Source organism: Citrobacter sp. Cpo100, from assembly GCF_030332595.1.
In the GTDB taxonomy this organism is placed as follows: domain Bacteria; phylum Pseudomonadota; class Gammaproteobacteria; order Enterobacterales; family Enterobacteriaceae; genus Citrobacter; species Citrobacter portucalensis.
The window spans coordinates 1-14,490 of the sequence record NZ_JAOWHM010000023.1 but is presented as its reverse complement, the minus strand read 5'-3'; the positions used below and the strand labels follow the sequence as shown (position 1 = coordinate 14,490).

Here is a 14,490-nt window from a genome sequence, read left to right as displayed (position 1 = left end):
ATAATAAAAATGTCGGAGTCAGGGTTTACTTTTTTTAATTATGTCACGGTAACGGGCACCGCAAAGGCTTCCTGTTCATGGAAAAGGAATACAAAAAAGCCCCATCACGTGATGGGGCCATAACTATTTTTTAGATGTAATCAAAGCGTGCAGTAAAGAAACGCAACTGCTTCGGCTCGTAAATAAACTTCAGCCCGCGAATATCTTCTTTGTGCTGGTAAAGTTTAATAATACCGTCAGCCACGACATCCATATGTGCATAGGTATAAACACGGCGTGGAATAGTCAGACGCACGGTTTCCAGTTTCGGTCTGTGGTGTTCACCGGTCACGTTATTACGGCCCGCAGAGATAATTCCGCGCTCCATACTACGTACGCCGGTTTCCACATAGATGCTGGCGGCCAGACTTTGTGCCGGGAACTCGTCCTGCGTCAGATGCTCGCAGAAGCGACGCGCATCGAGGAATACCGCGTGACCACCCACCGGTTCAACAATCGGTACACCAGCAGCTTTCAGCTTATCACCCAGGTAGCGAACCTGCTTCACGCGGTGCTCGATGTACTCATACTGCATGGCTTCGCGCAGGCCAATCGCCATGGCTTCCATGTCGCGTCCGGCCAGGCCGCCGTAAGATGGCATACCTTCGTAGACCACGACTAACTCTTTGGCAGAAGAGAACATTTCGTCATCGTTCATGCACAGGAAGCCGCCGATGTTCACCAGACAGTCTTTTTTACCACTCATGGTACAACCGTCGGCGTAGCTGAACATCTCATGCACGATCTCGGCGATGCTCTTGTTCTCAAAGCCCTGCTCTTGCTCTTTGATAAAGTAGGCGTTTTCTACGCAGCGGGTAGCGTCGTAGAACACTTTAATGCCGTGCGCTGCCGTCAGTTCACGCACCGCACGCATGTTCGCCATCGAGACCGGCTGCCCGCCCGCGAGGTTAACCGTCACCGCCAGGCAGATATACGCAATATTCTCTGCGCCTTTTTCATCAATCAGTTTTTGTAATTTTTGAAGATCGATATCACCTTTAAACGCAATATTCAGACCGGCATCGTGCGCTTCGTCACGAACGATATCGACAAACACCGCACCATTTTTTTCCTGGTGATAACGAGTGGTAGTGAAATACATATTCCCGGCAACATATTGCCCTGGTTTAATAGCCAGTTGTGATAATAAGTTTTCTGCGCCGCGGCCCTGGTGAGTCGGAACAATATGTTTAAAGCCGAACAGTTCCTGCACGGTTCTTTCCAGATGATAGAAGTTTTCGCTGCCCGCGTACGCTTCATCACCCATCATCATTCCGGCCCACTGCTTGTCGCTCATTGCGTTGGTACCACTGTCGGTCAGCAGGTCAATATAAATATCTTTCGAATTTAACAGGAAAGTATTGTAACCCGCTTCCTGCATTTTCTTAAGGCGCTCATCACGCGGGATCATAGATACAGTTTCAACGCTTTTAATACGGAAGGGTTCTGCCGGATAATTCATTTTGTTTCTCCAGTAACAGTGGTCATGTACGTATTAATGTGAAGTAAATCATACCTGGTTCATCAATAAAGTCTGATGAAATATAACTATTCGCCTCCTGAGCCAGGGGGAGAAATAATGTGGAGGCACTATGCAAGATTTGATTGATTATGGAAATAGCCCGGTCAACATTAATCACTGGCAATAATTTAAAAAGCTGTAAATATGAGTGATGCAAATCACACGTCATTTTTTTACCCGTTCATATTCAACGAGTTTTTTTTGCGTGTTGATTTGCCCTTCACCGTTGCATGTCACTGGAGAGGGAAAATACTGAAAACTTAACTTTCCAGGCTGTGCTCATAATGTATTGCTCAATGAGTACACCCCAATTTGTGAGAGTCGGATCACTTCACGGGTTTATATTTGTGATTCACATCACTAAAAGTGTAAAGCAAAGTGTACAATTAAGCGTTGTTTCAGAGTTTGCTATTTGCTTCAGTGAGTTAGATCGCATTTTTGGCCTGATGCCGACAGGCGTTGTTTTCTGGAGCATGGGGATATTCAGGCGCGTGAAAGATAATGAATAAATGCGATGAATAATACCGGATTTATTGGGGTGAAGGCGTTTTCTATTTATTCCGAAAGCGTGCAATTCGCGCTTATTTCATCTTATTTACATCTGGACTTACCGAAGATCACTGGGGGAATTTACAGGGGTTTTATTAGCGCGATACGAAGGTGCGCCAACACCTGCGCATCGCTAATCACAGTAACTATTTATATAAACGTATAACAGGAGGGACATCATCCCTCCTGTTCTCGCGATAATTATTTCACTAACGCGGATATATCCTTGAACAGCGAATGGGTTATTTCTACACCGTCACGAGTTGTACGCATACGGGAATGATAGCGACGCTCGCCCGGCAAACGCGCTCCTTGCCGCTGCATATCGGCAAAGAGTCTCTCGGCACGTGCCAGATGCTGCGGAGCCTCCCGTCCCAGAAAGCGGGCCGGGTCCAGGGCCAGAATCAGCTCGCCACCATAGGGCAACCCGCCCGCCCCTTTATCCCACGCCAGCGATTCCGCGCTGGTCATATCGCCGATGAGCGGTCCGGCAAGCAGTTCCACCATTGCCGCCAGTGCAGACCCTTTATGCCCGCCAAACGTCAACATCGCACCGTCGAGGATCGCCTGCGCGTCGGTGGTGGCCTGACCGTCACCGTCAATCCCCCACCCTTCCGGCACCGCTTTTCCCGCCCGTTGATGGAGTTGGATCTCTCCCCGTGCCGCCGCACTGGTGGCCATGTCGAAGATAAACGGGGGTTTTTCTTCACGCGGCCAGCCAAATGCTATCGGGTTAGTGCCAAAAAGCGGCTGCGTCCCGCCTGCGGGAGCAACCCACGCATGGCTGGGCGTCGTCGCCAGCGCCACCAGCCCCGCCTCCGTGAGCGGCTCAACATCGGCAAACAGCGCCGAAAAGTGCACACAGCGGTTAATCGCCAGGGCTGCAATACCGCTGTGGCGCGCCTTTTCTATCAGCAGTGGAAGCGCGCGCTCGAATGCCAGCAGGGAAAATGCCCCACCGGCGTCCACCTTCACAATGGCCGGCGCGGTATCGGTGATAACCGGCTCAGCGTCAGGTGACACCTTTCCTTTACGTCGCGTCTCCACAATCCCCAGCAACCGCCACAAACCATGCGAGGCACAGCCATCACGCTCACCGTGGGTCACGTTTGTCGCGATCGCCACGGCATGCGCTTCACTGAATCCGTTCCCGCGCAGCACCTTATATGCCAGCGCATAAGCCTCTGTTAACGAGAGGTTTACCATCTCCATGACCGACTCCTTTACTCTTCTTCATCACCGGTAAAGTTAGCCCGCGGCAGACAGGTTCGCTCACCCCAGTAGTAAATTCCCAGCGACATCACCGCTACCACCACCGTATCCCACGGATGACCAATCACCCCTGTGCCCCCAAAACTGCCCAGCCAGGAGAAGAGCATAATCAGCGCGTAGAAGGCGATAAGCCACAGAGACGATTTCACCTGCTGCGCCAGACTCACGGTGTGTACCGGCACTTTTGATTTGCAAAGCACATAGACGACAAACATCACAATCTGCAGTCCCAACAGCCATGACAGCGTGCCCCAGCCAGACCAGAATACAATCAGCGCCGAAATCACAAACGACACCGGACCGATAATCCCGAAGGCACGCACGCGGAATGGGCGCGGCAAATCCGGTGCATTACGACGTAGCCCCGCCGCCGTGACCGGGGCAATGGCGTAGCTCAGTACCAGCGCCGCCGACACCACGCTTATCAGCTGTTCCCATGACGGGAACGGTAATGTCCAGAAGATAGACAATGCAAAGGTCAGCCACAGCGCCGGACGCGGAATGCCAGACTCTTTATCGATGTGGGTAAACGTCTTAAAGAAGGTGCCTGCTTTCGCCCAACCATAAATCACGCGCGGCGTGGCGTTCATGTAGATATTGCCGGTACCACTTGGGGAGACAATCGCGTCGCACACCACCATAAACGCCAGCCAGCCCATACCGAGCGTAATGGCGATATCCCGGTACGGCAGCGAAAATTGCTTGCTGATCTCCGCCCAGCCGCCACCCAGCATTTCGGTAGGAATACTGCCAAGAAATGCCAACTGCAACAGCACGTAAATAATCGTCGACAGCACCACGGATAAAATCAGCGCCACCGGGATGGTACGCTGCGGATTCTTTACTTCACTCGCCACCGAAATAATTGGCGTCAACCCCAGGTAGGCGAAGATGATCCCACCGGCGCTAATCGCAGCCTCAACGCCCGACATACCAAAGGGTGCAATTCCCTGAACGTGCAGGTTCTCAGGTTTGAAAAAGGTAAAGAGCGTCACAACGACCGCCAACGGCACCAAAAATTTCAGAATACTGATGATGTTATTGGAACGGGCAAACGTTTTTACACTGTAGTAATTCAGCCCGAAGAACAAACACAGCAGCAAAAACTGCACTATCCATCCCAGCAACGTTGGGTCGCTTGAGCCAGTTTGAGTCAGCATCGGGAACCATGCTGCCGCATACTGCCGCGCGGCAACAATCTCTATGGAGATGAGGCTTGAAAACGCAATCAGCGTAATAAATCCAAGCAGATACCCCATCAACTCACCGTGGGAAAAGACCGGATAACGGATAATCCCCCCGGCACGAGGCAGTGCCGCGCCCAGCTCACAATAGACAATCCCCAACAGCAAAACGGCAATCCCACCGATGACCCACGAGGCAATGCCCGCAGGTCCGGCAATCGATGCCACATGGCTTGCGGCAAACAGCCAGCCGGAACCGAAGATAGCCCCAAGCCCAATAAACGTCAGGTCGGTCAGCGTTAGCTGCTTTTTAAATTTACCCACCTCAGCAACGCGGGCCTGTGTTTGGTGCGTAGAGTGAATCGTCATGGTCATGCCCTTCAGTCAACAGAGGGGGAAATGGCTTCCCGGGTCCACTGCCCGTTAATCAGGCGCAGCAGGTTCAGAGGGTTGTCATCCTGGACAGCAGGCGGAAGCAGCGCGGCAGGCACATTTTGCAGGCATACCGGGCGTAAAAAACGGTCGATGGATTGCGTCCCTACCGAGGTACCGCGAGCATCGGTGGTGGCAGGCCACGGACCGCCGTGCACCATGGCATCACAGACCTCGACCCCGGTCGGATAACCGTTAAACAAAACGCGTCCCGCTTTTTCAGTGAGGGCTGGCAGCAGGCGCTGTGCCAGCGGCCCATCATCAGATTCGGCGTGCACAGTAGCCGTCAGTTGGCCCGGAATCACGCGCAAAATGGACTGCAACTCCGCCTCATCGTCCACCTCGACCAACACTGCCAGCGGGCCAAACACCTCCTGCTGTAGCAGTGGATCCTGTTCCAGCAGCAGCGAAGCCGGAGCCTGATACAACCGGGCCTGCGCGCGGCCGATAACCGATTCATCAGACCCTGCCAAACGCTGAATATGAGGATGTGCCTCAAGCGCGCTGACACCCTCTTCATAATGGGCAAGCGTCGGGGCATTCAGCATGATCTGTGCCGGTGCCTGGTCAACCGCGACCTTCAGCGCCTGCGTGAAACGGGACATACCCTCGCCGCGTAAGACAAGGATCAGCCCCGGCTTGGTACAAAACTGTCCACATCCCAAAGTGAAAGAGGACACCAGCTCATTGGCCAGCGTTTCTGCCCGCGTGGCGACAGCCTGCGGCAGAATAATCAGCGGGTTAATAGCCGACATTTCCGCAAAGACGGGGATCGGCTGCGGACGCTGCTGCGCCAGCTGCCAGAGCGCCTTGCCACCGCGCAGCGAACCGGTAAAACCCACCGCCTGAATCGCCGGATGGCGAACCAGATCCGCGCCAATATCGGTGCCGAAAATCATGTTAAAAACGCCCGCAGGCAGGCCAGATGCCGTGACCGCACGCACAATCGCCTGGGCAGTCAATTCCGCCGTCGCCATATGTCCGGGATGAGCTTTCACCACCACCGGACAACCCGCCGCCAGCGCGGATGCGGTATCGCCTCCTGCCGTAGAAAAGGCCAGCGGAAAATTGCTGGCCCCGAACACCGCCACCGGGCCAAGCGCGGTCAGATACTGACGCAGGTCCGGGCGTGGCAGCGGCTGGCGGTCAGGGAGTGCGGTATCAATACGTACGCCAAAGGCATCGCCCCGACGTAGCACCCCGGCAAACATGCGCAGCTGATTACTGGTACGGGTGCGCTCTCCCTGTAACCGCGCCAGCGGCAGTGCCGTTTCCTGGTGGGCTATGGCGAAAAAATCCTCGCCGAGCAAATCCAGCTCGTCGGCAAGGGTGTCGAGAAAGCGGGCACGCACGTCCGGCGCTGTCTGTGAATAGACAGGAAACGCCTGGTCAGCCGCCTCCGCCGCGGCGGCGGCCTCCTCACGAGAGGCCGGGTAAAAATGGTATCCGGTCAGCTTGCCGTCAGCGGCACGCAGGCTTGGCAGCGTCGCCTCACCGCTTGCCACGCGGCGTCCGGCGATAAACTGCTGACCCGAAACAGAGAGAGGTAGCGTCATCATCACTCCTTTACTTAAAGGCCAACATCCGGCAGCTGTGGACGGGTCGCCAGCGCCTTCTCAACAATCGCCACCACTTGCGCACGGGTATCCCCTTCCAGCGCCAGACGCGGTGGACGGGTAATGGCGCTGCCACGCCCCAGCAATTCTTCACAGAGCTTGATGCACTGCACCAGATCCGGGCGCGCATCCAGATGCAGCAACGGCATAAACCAGCGGTAAAGCGCCATCGCTTCCTCATAACGCTGTTGTTTCGCCAGGCGGAACAACGTCTCCCCTTCACGCGGGAAGGCGTTCGACATTCCGGAGATCCAGCCTTCCGCCCCAACGGCAATGCTCTCGACCACCACATCATCCAGCCCAGCGAACAGCACAAAGCGGTCGCCAACGGAGTTGCGCAGGTCGATAAAACGGCGGGTATCGCCGGAGGAGTCTTTGAAACAGACGATGTTGTCGCAGTCGGCAAGCGTCGCCAGGATGTCCGGCGTCACGTCGTTTTTGTAAATCGGCGGGTTGTTGTACACCATGATAGGCAGGTCGGTAGCCGTAGCCACACTGCGGAAGTGGGCCGCTGTTTCATGCGGTTTTGAGGAATACACCAGCGCAGGCATCACCATAATACCGTCGACGCCCACGCGCTCTGCCTCTTTCGCCATCTTCTGTGCAAACGCGGTGGTGAATTCGGCCACCCCCGCAATAACCGGGATCTGACCGCCCGCAGCATCTTTCGCTACTTCGATGATCTGTAGCTTTTCCTGCGTGGTCAGAGAGGTGTTCTCCCCCACGCTGCCGCACACCACCAGGCCAGAAACACCATCCTTGACCAGGTTTTTCATCACCGTATGGGTGGCATCCAGATCCAGGGAATAATCGCTACGAAACTGGGTGCTGACTGCCGGGAATACACCGCTCCAGTGAATGGCTTTCTTGCTCATGTTCGGTTCCTTGTCGTCAATTTGTTAATTTAAAGTGAATGAATGGTGAATATTCACTGACAGATTGACGTTTCAGGCGACCGACTGCTTGGTGGTTTTCTTCCTCTTTGATGACGAAATTAGCACAGTGAGTGTGTCTTACCCGGCAAGCGTAATGCGAAAATCACGCGGCGTAGAGCCCGTCATCGCCTTAAACTGGCGGCTAAACGCGCTGTGATCGGTATAACCGCACTGCAACGCAATATCGGTAATCGGCGTATCGCCCGCCAGCAGTTCGGTGGCTTTTTCCAGCCGAACTTTGTGGATCATCTGGCGCGGCGTGAGATGAAAAATACGCTTACAGTAGCGCTCAATTTGCGCCACCGACATGCCGCTCAGGGCGGTTAACTCCTCCATCGCGATGGGACGGTGATAATGGTTGCGGATATGATCGTCGACGATCGCCAGCCGCTGCCACGCCGGGTGACGCGCCTGCGCTTCCTGCAGATCGTGTGAAATCCCCGCCATACCGATGACCTGGCCCTGCGCATCCCGCAGCGCCAGCTTCTGGGTCAAACACCAGCCGCGTTCACGACCGTTGTAGAGATGCATTTCCAACTGATCGCGCAGCGTTACCCCTTCGCGCAGCACCCGCATATCCTGCTCGGTATAGCCCAGCCCAAGCGCTGAAGGGAAAACATCAGCAGAGGTTTTACCCAGCAGAGAAACGACCGTCTTAAACCCGCAGCGTCGTGCCAGGGTCATATTGACCATTAAATAGCGGGCCTGCACATCTTTGATAAAAAAAACCACATTCGGAATGGCATTGAGCAGCGGCGCAATCAATGCCATCGCATGGAGCAACGTCTGGATATTGTCCGGACGCTGACGCGCCAACCCCTCACATATCTGGCTAAGTTCAGCCACTTCAGGCACCGGCGACGGGGCCCGCACATCATTAATCACACAGGACATCACGCTTCCTCCCGATTAGTGATCTGAATATTTATTAACTTTTTGTTAACTCAGCAAGCATCCTTACTGCGTTTTGCGATCCTGCCGTAGATTTATAATTTCCCCTTTTCCAGCCACTGGCGCGGTTGCCTTTTTTGGTTTACCACACCACTAACAAAATGATTAATAACAAATAAATATGATATCGCCTTAACGATGACAGCGGCCATTATGCTGATTTCGTCATTTACAGTGACGAAAGCGATCAAGCCGGGACGCAAAGCTTGCGCCAGCATTTAGCAACAAAATATTAACTTCCCGGAGATCCTATGACAGCACAGTACAGTGAACTGAGAGTGATTGATTCTCACACCGGCGGTGAACCCACTCGCCTGGTCATCGACGGCTTTCCGGATCTGGGAATGGGGAACATGAGCGAGCGTCGGGAGCGTTTTTCCCGCGACTACGACGACTGGCGTAAAGCCATTATTCTTGAGCCGCGCGGTAACGACGTTCTGGTCGGTGCATTGCTCTGTGAGCCAGTTTCGCCACAGGCCACGGCGGGAGTCATCTTCTTTAACAACTGCGGCTTTTTGAACATGTGCGGTCACGGCACCATCGGGCTGATTGCCTCGCTGGCATGGCTTGGGCGCATTCAGCCCGGTAAACATCTTATTGAAACGCCGGTGGGCGATGTGACCGCCACGCTGCACGAAGACGGCAGCGTCTCGGTCGAAAACGTGCCGGCCTACCGCTGGCGTAAGCAGGTACAGGTTGAAACCATCCACGGTACGGTAACGGGTGATATCGCCTGGGGCGGCAACTGGTTCTTCCTTGTCAACGATCATCCGTTCGCGGTCTCGCCGGAAAAGATCCCTGAATTGACGGAGTACGCATGGGCAATCCGTGAAGGGTTAGATCGTGCAGGCATCCGTGGCGAACATGACGGCATTATCGATCACATCGAACTGTTTGCAGAAGATGATCGCGCGGACAGCCGCAGCTTTGTACTCTGCCCCGGTAAAGCCTGGGATCGATCGCCCTGCGGCACCGGCACCAGCGCTAAGCTGGCCTGTCTGGCAGAGGACGGAAAACTCAAATCCGGAGAATCATGGCGACAGGCGAGCATCATCGGCAGCGAATTTACGGCGCATTTCGTGCCGCATGGCGACAAGATCGTCCCAACAATCCGCGGGGAGGCATGGGTCTGTGGTGACAACCGACTGATCCTCAATCCTGAAGATCCGTTCTGCTGGGGGATCTCGCTGTGATCGAAAGTGACGTCATCGTCATCGGTGCCGGGATTATTGGGGCCGCCTGCGCCTGGCAACTGGCCGCTCGCGGGCAGCGAGTCACGCTGGTCGATGACGGCAATGCGGGCGCGACGGCGGCGGGTATGGGTCACCTGGTGTGCATGGATGACGATCCTGCGGAGCTCGCACTCTCTGCATGGTCTCTGGCGTACTGGCGCAAACTGACGCCCCGGATGCCGGAAAGCTGTGCCTGGCGCGGATGCGGCACGCTGTGGCTGGCGGAAACGCCGCAAGAGCTTGCGCTGGCAGAAGAAAAGAAACAACGGATGGCACAATACCAGGTTGTCAGCGAAATGCAGACCCGCGATCGGCTTGCCGCGCGCGAACCGCTGCTCACCGCCGGACTCACTGGCGGGCTGTGGGTCCCCGGCGACGGGATAGTTTACGCCCCAAACGTCGCCCGCTGGTTTATTAACGATGCCGATTTAACGCACCTTCGGGATAGCGCCCTCTCTGTTGATGCCCCTTACGTCACTCTACACAGCGGCAAACGACTGCGCGCACGCGCCATCGTCATCGCCAGCGGTCTGGGGGCCAACACGCTGCTGGGTGAAAACTGGCTCAGACCCAAAAAAGGTCAGTTGGCGATCACCGACCGCTACGGCCCCTTGCTCAGCCACCAGCTGGTAGAGTTGGGATACGGTGCCAGCGCCCATGCAGGCGGCACCTCAGTGGCATTTAACATTCAGCCACGCCCCACCGGACAGTTGCTGATTGGCTCCTCCCGCCAGTTTGATAACACCGACCGCGAGGTTGATCTCCCCCTGTTGGCACAGATGCTGGCGCGCGCGCGCCATTTTTTACCCTCTCTGGAGACGCTAAATATCATCCGTTGCTGGAGCGGTTTTCGCGCGGCATCGGCTGACGGTAACCCGCTGATTGGCCCACATCCTGCGCGTCCGGGTATCTGGCTGGCGCTGGGACATGAAGGACTCGGCGTCACAACCGCGCCAGCAACCGCCGAGTTACTTTGCGCCCAGATCCTTGGCGAGCGCCCGGCGGTGTCCCCGGATGCCTGGCTTCCCGCTCGCCTGCACAAGCAGGAGGCCATCGCATGACGACCCTGAACATAATTATCGACGGCCAGACCTGTGAGGTTCCCGTCGGAATGAGTATTGCCGCAGCACTGGCCCTGGTGGGCAACGGCGTGACCCGTCGTTCGGTGAGTGGTCAACTGCGCGCGCCCTTCTGCGGAATGGGGGTGTGCCAGGAGTGCCGCGTCACGGTGAACGGACACCGGGTGCCGGCCTGCCAGACGGAATGCCAGCCCGAAATGGTGATTGAAAGGAGCCATCATGCAAAGCGTTGACTGTGAGATCCTGATCCTTGGCGCAGGGCCAGCCGGATTGTCGGCGGCACTGGCTGCCGCACGCTGTGGAAAATCAGTGATAATCCTTGATGACAATCCTCGCCCCGGCGGGCAAATCTGGCGCGACGGGCCGCAGGTCTCGCTCCCCCGGGACGCCAGGCGGCTTCGTCAGGCGGTAGCTGAACATTCCAACATCACGCTGCTGAGCGGTGCCCGGCTAATTGCCCGCCCCACCCCACATTCCGTAGTCTTCGAAACCGCAGACGACTGCGGCGAAATCCGCTGGCAGCGGCTGATTTTATGCTGCGGCGCCAGAGAACTCTCGCTGCCTTTTCCCGGCTGGACACTACCCAATGTGACGGGGGCCGGAGGCCTGCAGGCGCAGATAAAACATGGCCTGCAACTCAAGGGGGAACGCGTGGTCATTGCAGGCAGCGGTCCTCTTCTGCTGGCGGTCGCCAGTACGGTGAAACGCGCTGGCGGGAATATTGTCGCCATTATCGAACAGGCCCCGATGACCGCACTGGCCCGTTTCGCAACCGGGCTATGGCGCTGGCCTGAAAAATTGCGTCAGTTCGGCGAGCTCTTTCCAGCCCGATATCATCCGGCAAGCCAGGTCATCCAAGCGCAGGGTGATACCTGTCTGCAGTCAGTGACCGTGCGCCACCAGGGGCAAACCCGGGAGATCGCCTGCGACAGGCTGGCCATTGGCTATGGGCTGGTACCGAATATAGAACCTGGCGCAATCTTTGGCTGCAAAAGAGAAAATCAGGCTATTTGGGTCGATGCGGATCAACGCACCAGCGTGCAGGATATCTATGCGGCAGGAGAATGCACGGGCTTTGGCGGCAGCGAGCTGGCGTTAGCCGAGGGAGAAATTGCCGGCTATGCCGCCGCAAATTGTCCGCAAAAGGCCCAAAGCGCCATCTCCGCGCGCGCCCGCTGGCAGCGTTTTGCCCAGGCGTTGCATACGACGTTTGCGCTGCCGGAGTCGCTTAAAGCCGCGACCACCGCGGATACGCTGCTCTGCCGTTGTGAGGATATTCGTTGTGGCGACGTGCAAAACGCCGAAAGCTGGCAGGCGGCAAAGCTCGCCTCACGCTGTGGAATGGGGGCCTGTCAGGGGAAAGTCTGCGCCACCAGCGCCCGCTGGCTGTACGGCTGGCCGCTGCCGCAGCCCCGCGAACCGCTCTCCCCCGCGCGTGTCGACACGCTTATCCATCTCGCAAAGCCTGAGGGGTGATGGTCAGGTATAAAGGCGCCCACTGGCGCCTTTTTTGATGTGGTGTATCCGTAGACCGTTTCGTCAAAGGGAATAATTTTTATCTTCACCCATATCTATTTCGCTCTGTGTATTGGGAACCGAGCGTCCTATTTCTGCCAAACATTCAAAAATATAAAGGGAATGTAATGCATGTTTAAAATATGATAAACCCAACACTTCAAATTACCGATATTGCTTTTATTAATAAGCAGAAACCAGCATAACACCCCAGGAAATAACCTTTTCTTTTCGTATAGTTAGAAAAATAACACTTACTAAAGCAAGGTTTATTTTTATACCACCCCCTATGAATAAGCATGAATAACTTAAAAATAATATGGCGAAAAAAGTGTTTTATTTAATCTGCGAATTCGATAATGAATATTGTTTTTAGTGTTGGCCGAAATAGACACAGCAACGCTTGATTAAGTGATATTTTGCGAGCATCATCGCAATTATTTACCCGAAAATGAAATCAATGACTTCCAGTAAATCCCTGCAACGGGCAATTGCCGACATCACCATCTGGCGTAAAGGCGAGCAGCGTGCTCCGCACAAGCCTCTGCTGCTGCTTCATGTGCTGGCGGGGTATCAGCAGGGTCACGGTCGCCTGTTTGACTACGGGTCGGAAGTTCGCGACCCGTTGCATAGCCTGCTGGAGCGATTTGGGCCACAGCGCGCGCAGTACCGCCCCGATATGCCCTTCTGGCGCTTACAGGGAGATGGGTTCTGGGAGCTACAAAACTCCGAGCATTGCTCAACATCCGGCAGCAGCAAACAGCCCCCTGCCGGAGAACTGGTGGCGCATAACGTTGCCGGAGGCTTTGATGAACAACATTTTGCCCTGCTGAAAAAGAGCAACAACCTCATTAACACCCTGGCACAGCAAATTCTCGAGGCTCACTTCACCGAAAGCATCCAGGAAGAGATCGCGGATGAACTGGGGTTTGATATCCTGCAAATCCGCAAACAGCGGGACCCATTGTTCCGCCAGCAGGTTCTGCGTGCCTATAACTATGAATGCGCCATTTGTGGCTTCAATATGCGCCACGACAGCACTTCGGTTGCCCTAGAGGCCGCCCATATTAAATGGAAACAGCACGGCGGCCCGTGCGAGATTTCAAACGGCCTGGCGCTGTGTGCAATCCACCATAAAGCATTTGATAAAGGTTCGATTGGGCTGGATGAGAGTATGCGAGTTCAGGTGTCACCCGCAGTAAATGGCAGCGGCATGGTGGGCAGACTATTCTGGGATTTCGACGGGAAGGAGATTGCTCTACCGATGATGCGCGAGAATTATCCAAAAGAAGGTTTTGTGGAGTGGCACAGGAAGGAGGTGTTTAGAGGGTGAGTGCGAAGGCCGGACTCAAATCACAACTTAACATGTTAAATATAAAGAATTTATTTACCACATCTCATTAAAGTGCCCCCATTTGTGCCCCCATCATTTTTTAACCCCCTTCAAACGACAACACATTGATAAGAAAGATTAATAACTTCAAAACATAATCTCCGGTTTGGATCCGTGCTACGGATCCAAACCGGAAGAATGAAGGACCTAAAAAAAACTTTTTTTACGGAAAACTGTTCACACTGTTCACTCGCCATTATTTGTCTTTAATTTCAATGCGATATGCAGTGAACAGTCCGTGAACAGTGAACACTTTACTGTTCACTTTCCGGGATTTCAGATAAAAAAAGACCGGCTGATGCCGGTCCGGGTAGGTTATGTCGCGGTGGTTTCGTTGCACCGGGGCAGCCAGTCGGCGTTGCTTTCCTCCCTGAGCGCAAGGTTCGTCTGCATCCCCTGATTTGTTCGCCGCCTGGCGTAATTCAGCCCGTACTCTTTCAGCATCGATGACAGCCCTTTGCCGAACATGGTCAGGCTGAGTGTGTTCTTGTAGCCGTGCGCCTCCATGTAGACCAGATAGGCGTGATACAGGTACAGGCGCGGCTGTCGCGGGATGATATTCGCATTCCCCATGTACATACCGTCAGGCTCGGGCAGCGCCTCCAGATAGCCACAAAAATCGAATGTCGGGTCAGCGTCGCGCTTGATGCTGAGTGCCTCGTCGGAGTTCTGCTGCGACTGGAGCAGTGTGCGCGCGGTCATCGGGTCGCTGAACGTCTGCATGAGCTGGCGCACGATGACGGCCAGCTCCCGGGCGATTTTATCTTTCAG

General features: G+C 55.1%; 12 protein-coding genes. 5 read left to right on the top strand and 7 right to left on the bottom strand.

Translation table 11 applies throughout. The features are described from left to right. Window positions 1-130: 130 nt before the first annotated feature. From OGX96_RS01255 to OGX96_RS01230, 6 genes are all read right to left on the bottom strand, one after another. Window positions 131-1,501: a tyrosine phenol-lyase gene (locus OGX96_RS01255; protein ID WP_008786082.1), complete on the bottom strand. Its 1,371-nt coding sequence runs from the start codon at window positions 1,499-1,501 to the stop codon at window positions 131-133. Between the two features lie 810 nt (window positions 1,502-2,311). Continuing rightward, a complete protein-coding gene (locus OGX96_RS01250) occupies window positions 2,312-3,322 on the bottom strand; it encodes an Ldh family oxidoreductase (protein ID WP_128612191.1) in 1,011 nt (336 codons plus the stop codon). Window positions 3,323-3,333: 11 nt separating this feature from the next. Beyond that, a complete protein-coding gene (locus OGX96_RS01245; protein ID WP_286573911.1) occupies window positions 3,334-4,935 on the bottom strand; it encodes an APC family permease in 1,602 nt (533 codons plus the stop codon). 11 nt (window positions 4,936-4,946) lie between these two features. Then, window positions 4,947-6,554 carry an aldehyde dehydrogenase (NADP(+)) gene (locus OGX96_RS01240; protein ID WP_286582193.1) on the bottom strand — a complete coding sequence of 536 codons (1,608 nt, stop codon included), beginning with the start codon at window positions 6,552-6,554 and terminating at the stop codon, window positions 4,947-4,949. A 14-nt stretch (window positions 6,555-6,568) separates the two neighbouring features. Further along, complete coding sequence (locus OGX96_RS01235) at window positions 6,569-7,489, bottom strand: dihydrodipicolinate synthase family protein (RefSeq protein ID WP_003830108.1); 921 nt, start codon at window positions 7,487-7,489, stop codon at window positions 6,569-6,571. Between the two features lie 138 nt (window positions 7,490-7,627). Continuing rightward, window positions 7,628-8,443, bottom strand: coding sequence for an AraC family transcriptional regulator (locus OGX96_RS01230; RefSeq protein ID WP_008786078.1), 816 nt, complete (start codon window positions 8,441-8,443; stop codon window positions 7,628-7,630). Between the two features lie 308 nt (window positions 8,444-8,751). On the opposite strand from OGX96_RS01230, the gene OGX96_RS01225 reads away from it, so the two are divergent. The 5 genes from OGX96_RS01225 (at window position 8,752) to OGX96_RS01205 (ending at window position 13,659) form a co-directional block, all read left to right on the top strand. Further along, window positions 8,752-9,693 carry a 4-hydroxyproline epimerase gene (locus tag OGX96_RS01225; RefSeq protein WP_286582048.1) on the top strand — a complete coding sequence of 314 codons (942 nt, stop codon included), beginning with the start codon at window positions 8,752-8,754 and terminating at the stop codon, window positions 9,691-9,693. Continuing rightward, complete coding sequence (locus tag OGX96_RS01220) at window positions 9,690-10,793, top strand: NAD(P)/FAD-dependent oxidoreductase (protein ID WP_286582047.1); 1,104 nt, start codon at window positions 9,690-9,692, stop codon at window positions 10,791-10,793. Before OGX96_RS01225 ends, OGX96_RS01220 begins: the two co-directional genes overlap by 4 nt. Then, window positions 10,790-11,044 carry a (2Fe-2S)-binding protein gene (locus OGX96_RS01215; RefSeq protein WP_286582045.1) on the top strand — a complete coding sequence of 85 codons (255 nt, stop codon included), beginning with the start codon at window positions 10,790-10,792 and terminating at the stop codon, window positions 11,042-11,044. The genes OGX96_RS01220 and OGX96_RS01215 overlap by 4 nt, the downstream gene beginning before the upstream one ends. Beyond that, window positions 11,031-12,287: an NAD(P)/FAD-dependent oxidoreductase gene (locus OGX96_RS01210; protein WP_286582043.1), complete on the top strand. Its 1,257-nt coding sequence runs from the start codon at window positions 11,031-11,033 to the stop codon at window positions 12,285-12,287. Before OGX96_RS01215 ends, OGX96_RS01210 begins: the two co-directional genes overlap by 14 nt. A 499-nt stretch (window positions 12,288-12,786) precedes the next feature. Then, window positions 12,787-13,659, top strand: coding sequence for a phosphorothioated DNA-binding restriction endonuclease (locus OGX96_RS01205; RefSeq protein WP_286582041.1), 873 nt, complete (start codon window positions 12,787-12,789; stop codon window positions 13,657-13,659). Window positions 13,660-14,034: 375 nt separating this feature from the next. Here the strand turns inward: OGX96_RS01205 and OGX96_RS01200 are convergent. Then, window positions 14,035-14,490: winged helix-turn-helix domain-containing protein (locus tag OGX96_RS01200; RefSeq protein ID WP_286582039.1), on the bottom strand; the 456-nt coding region annotated here is incomplete at its 5' end.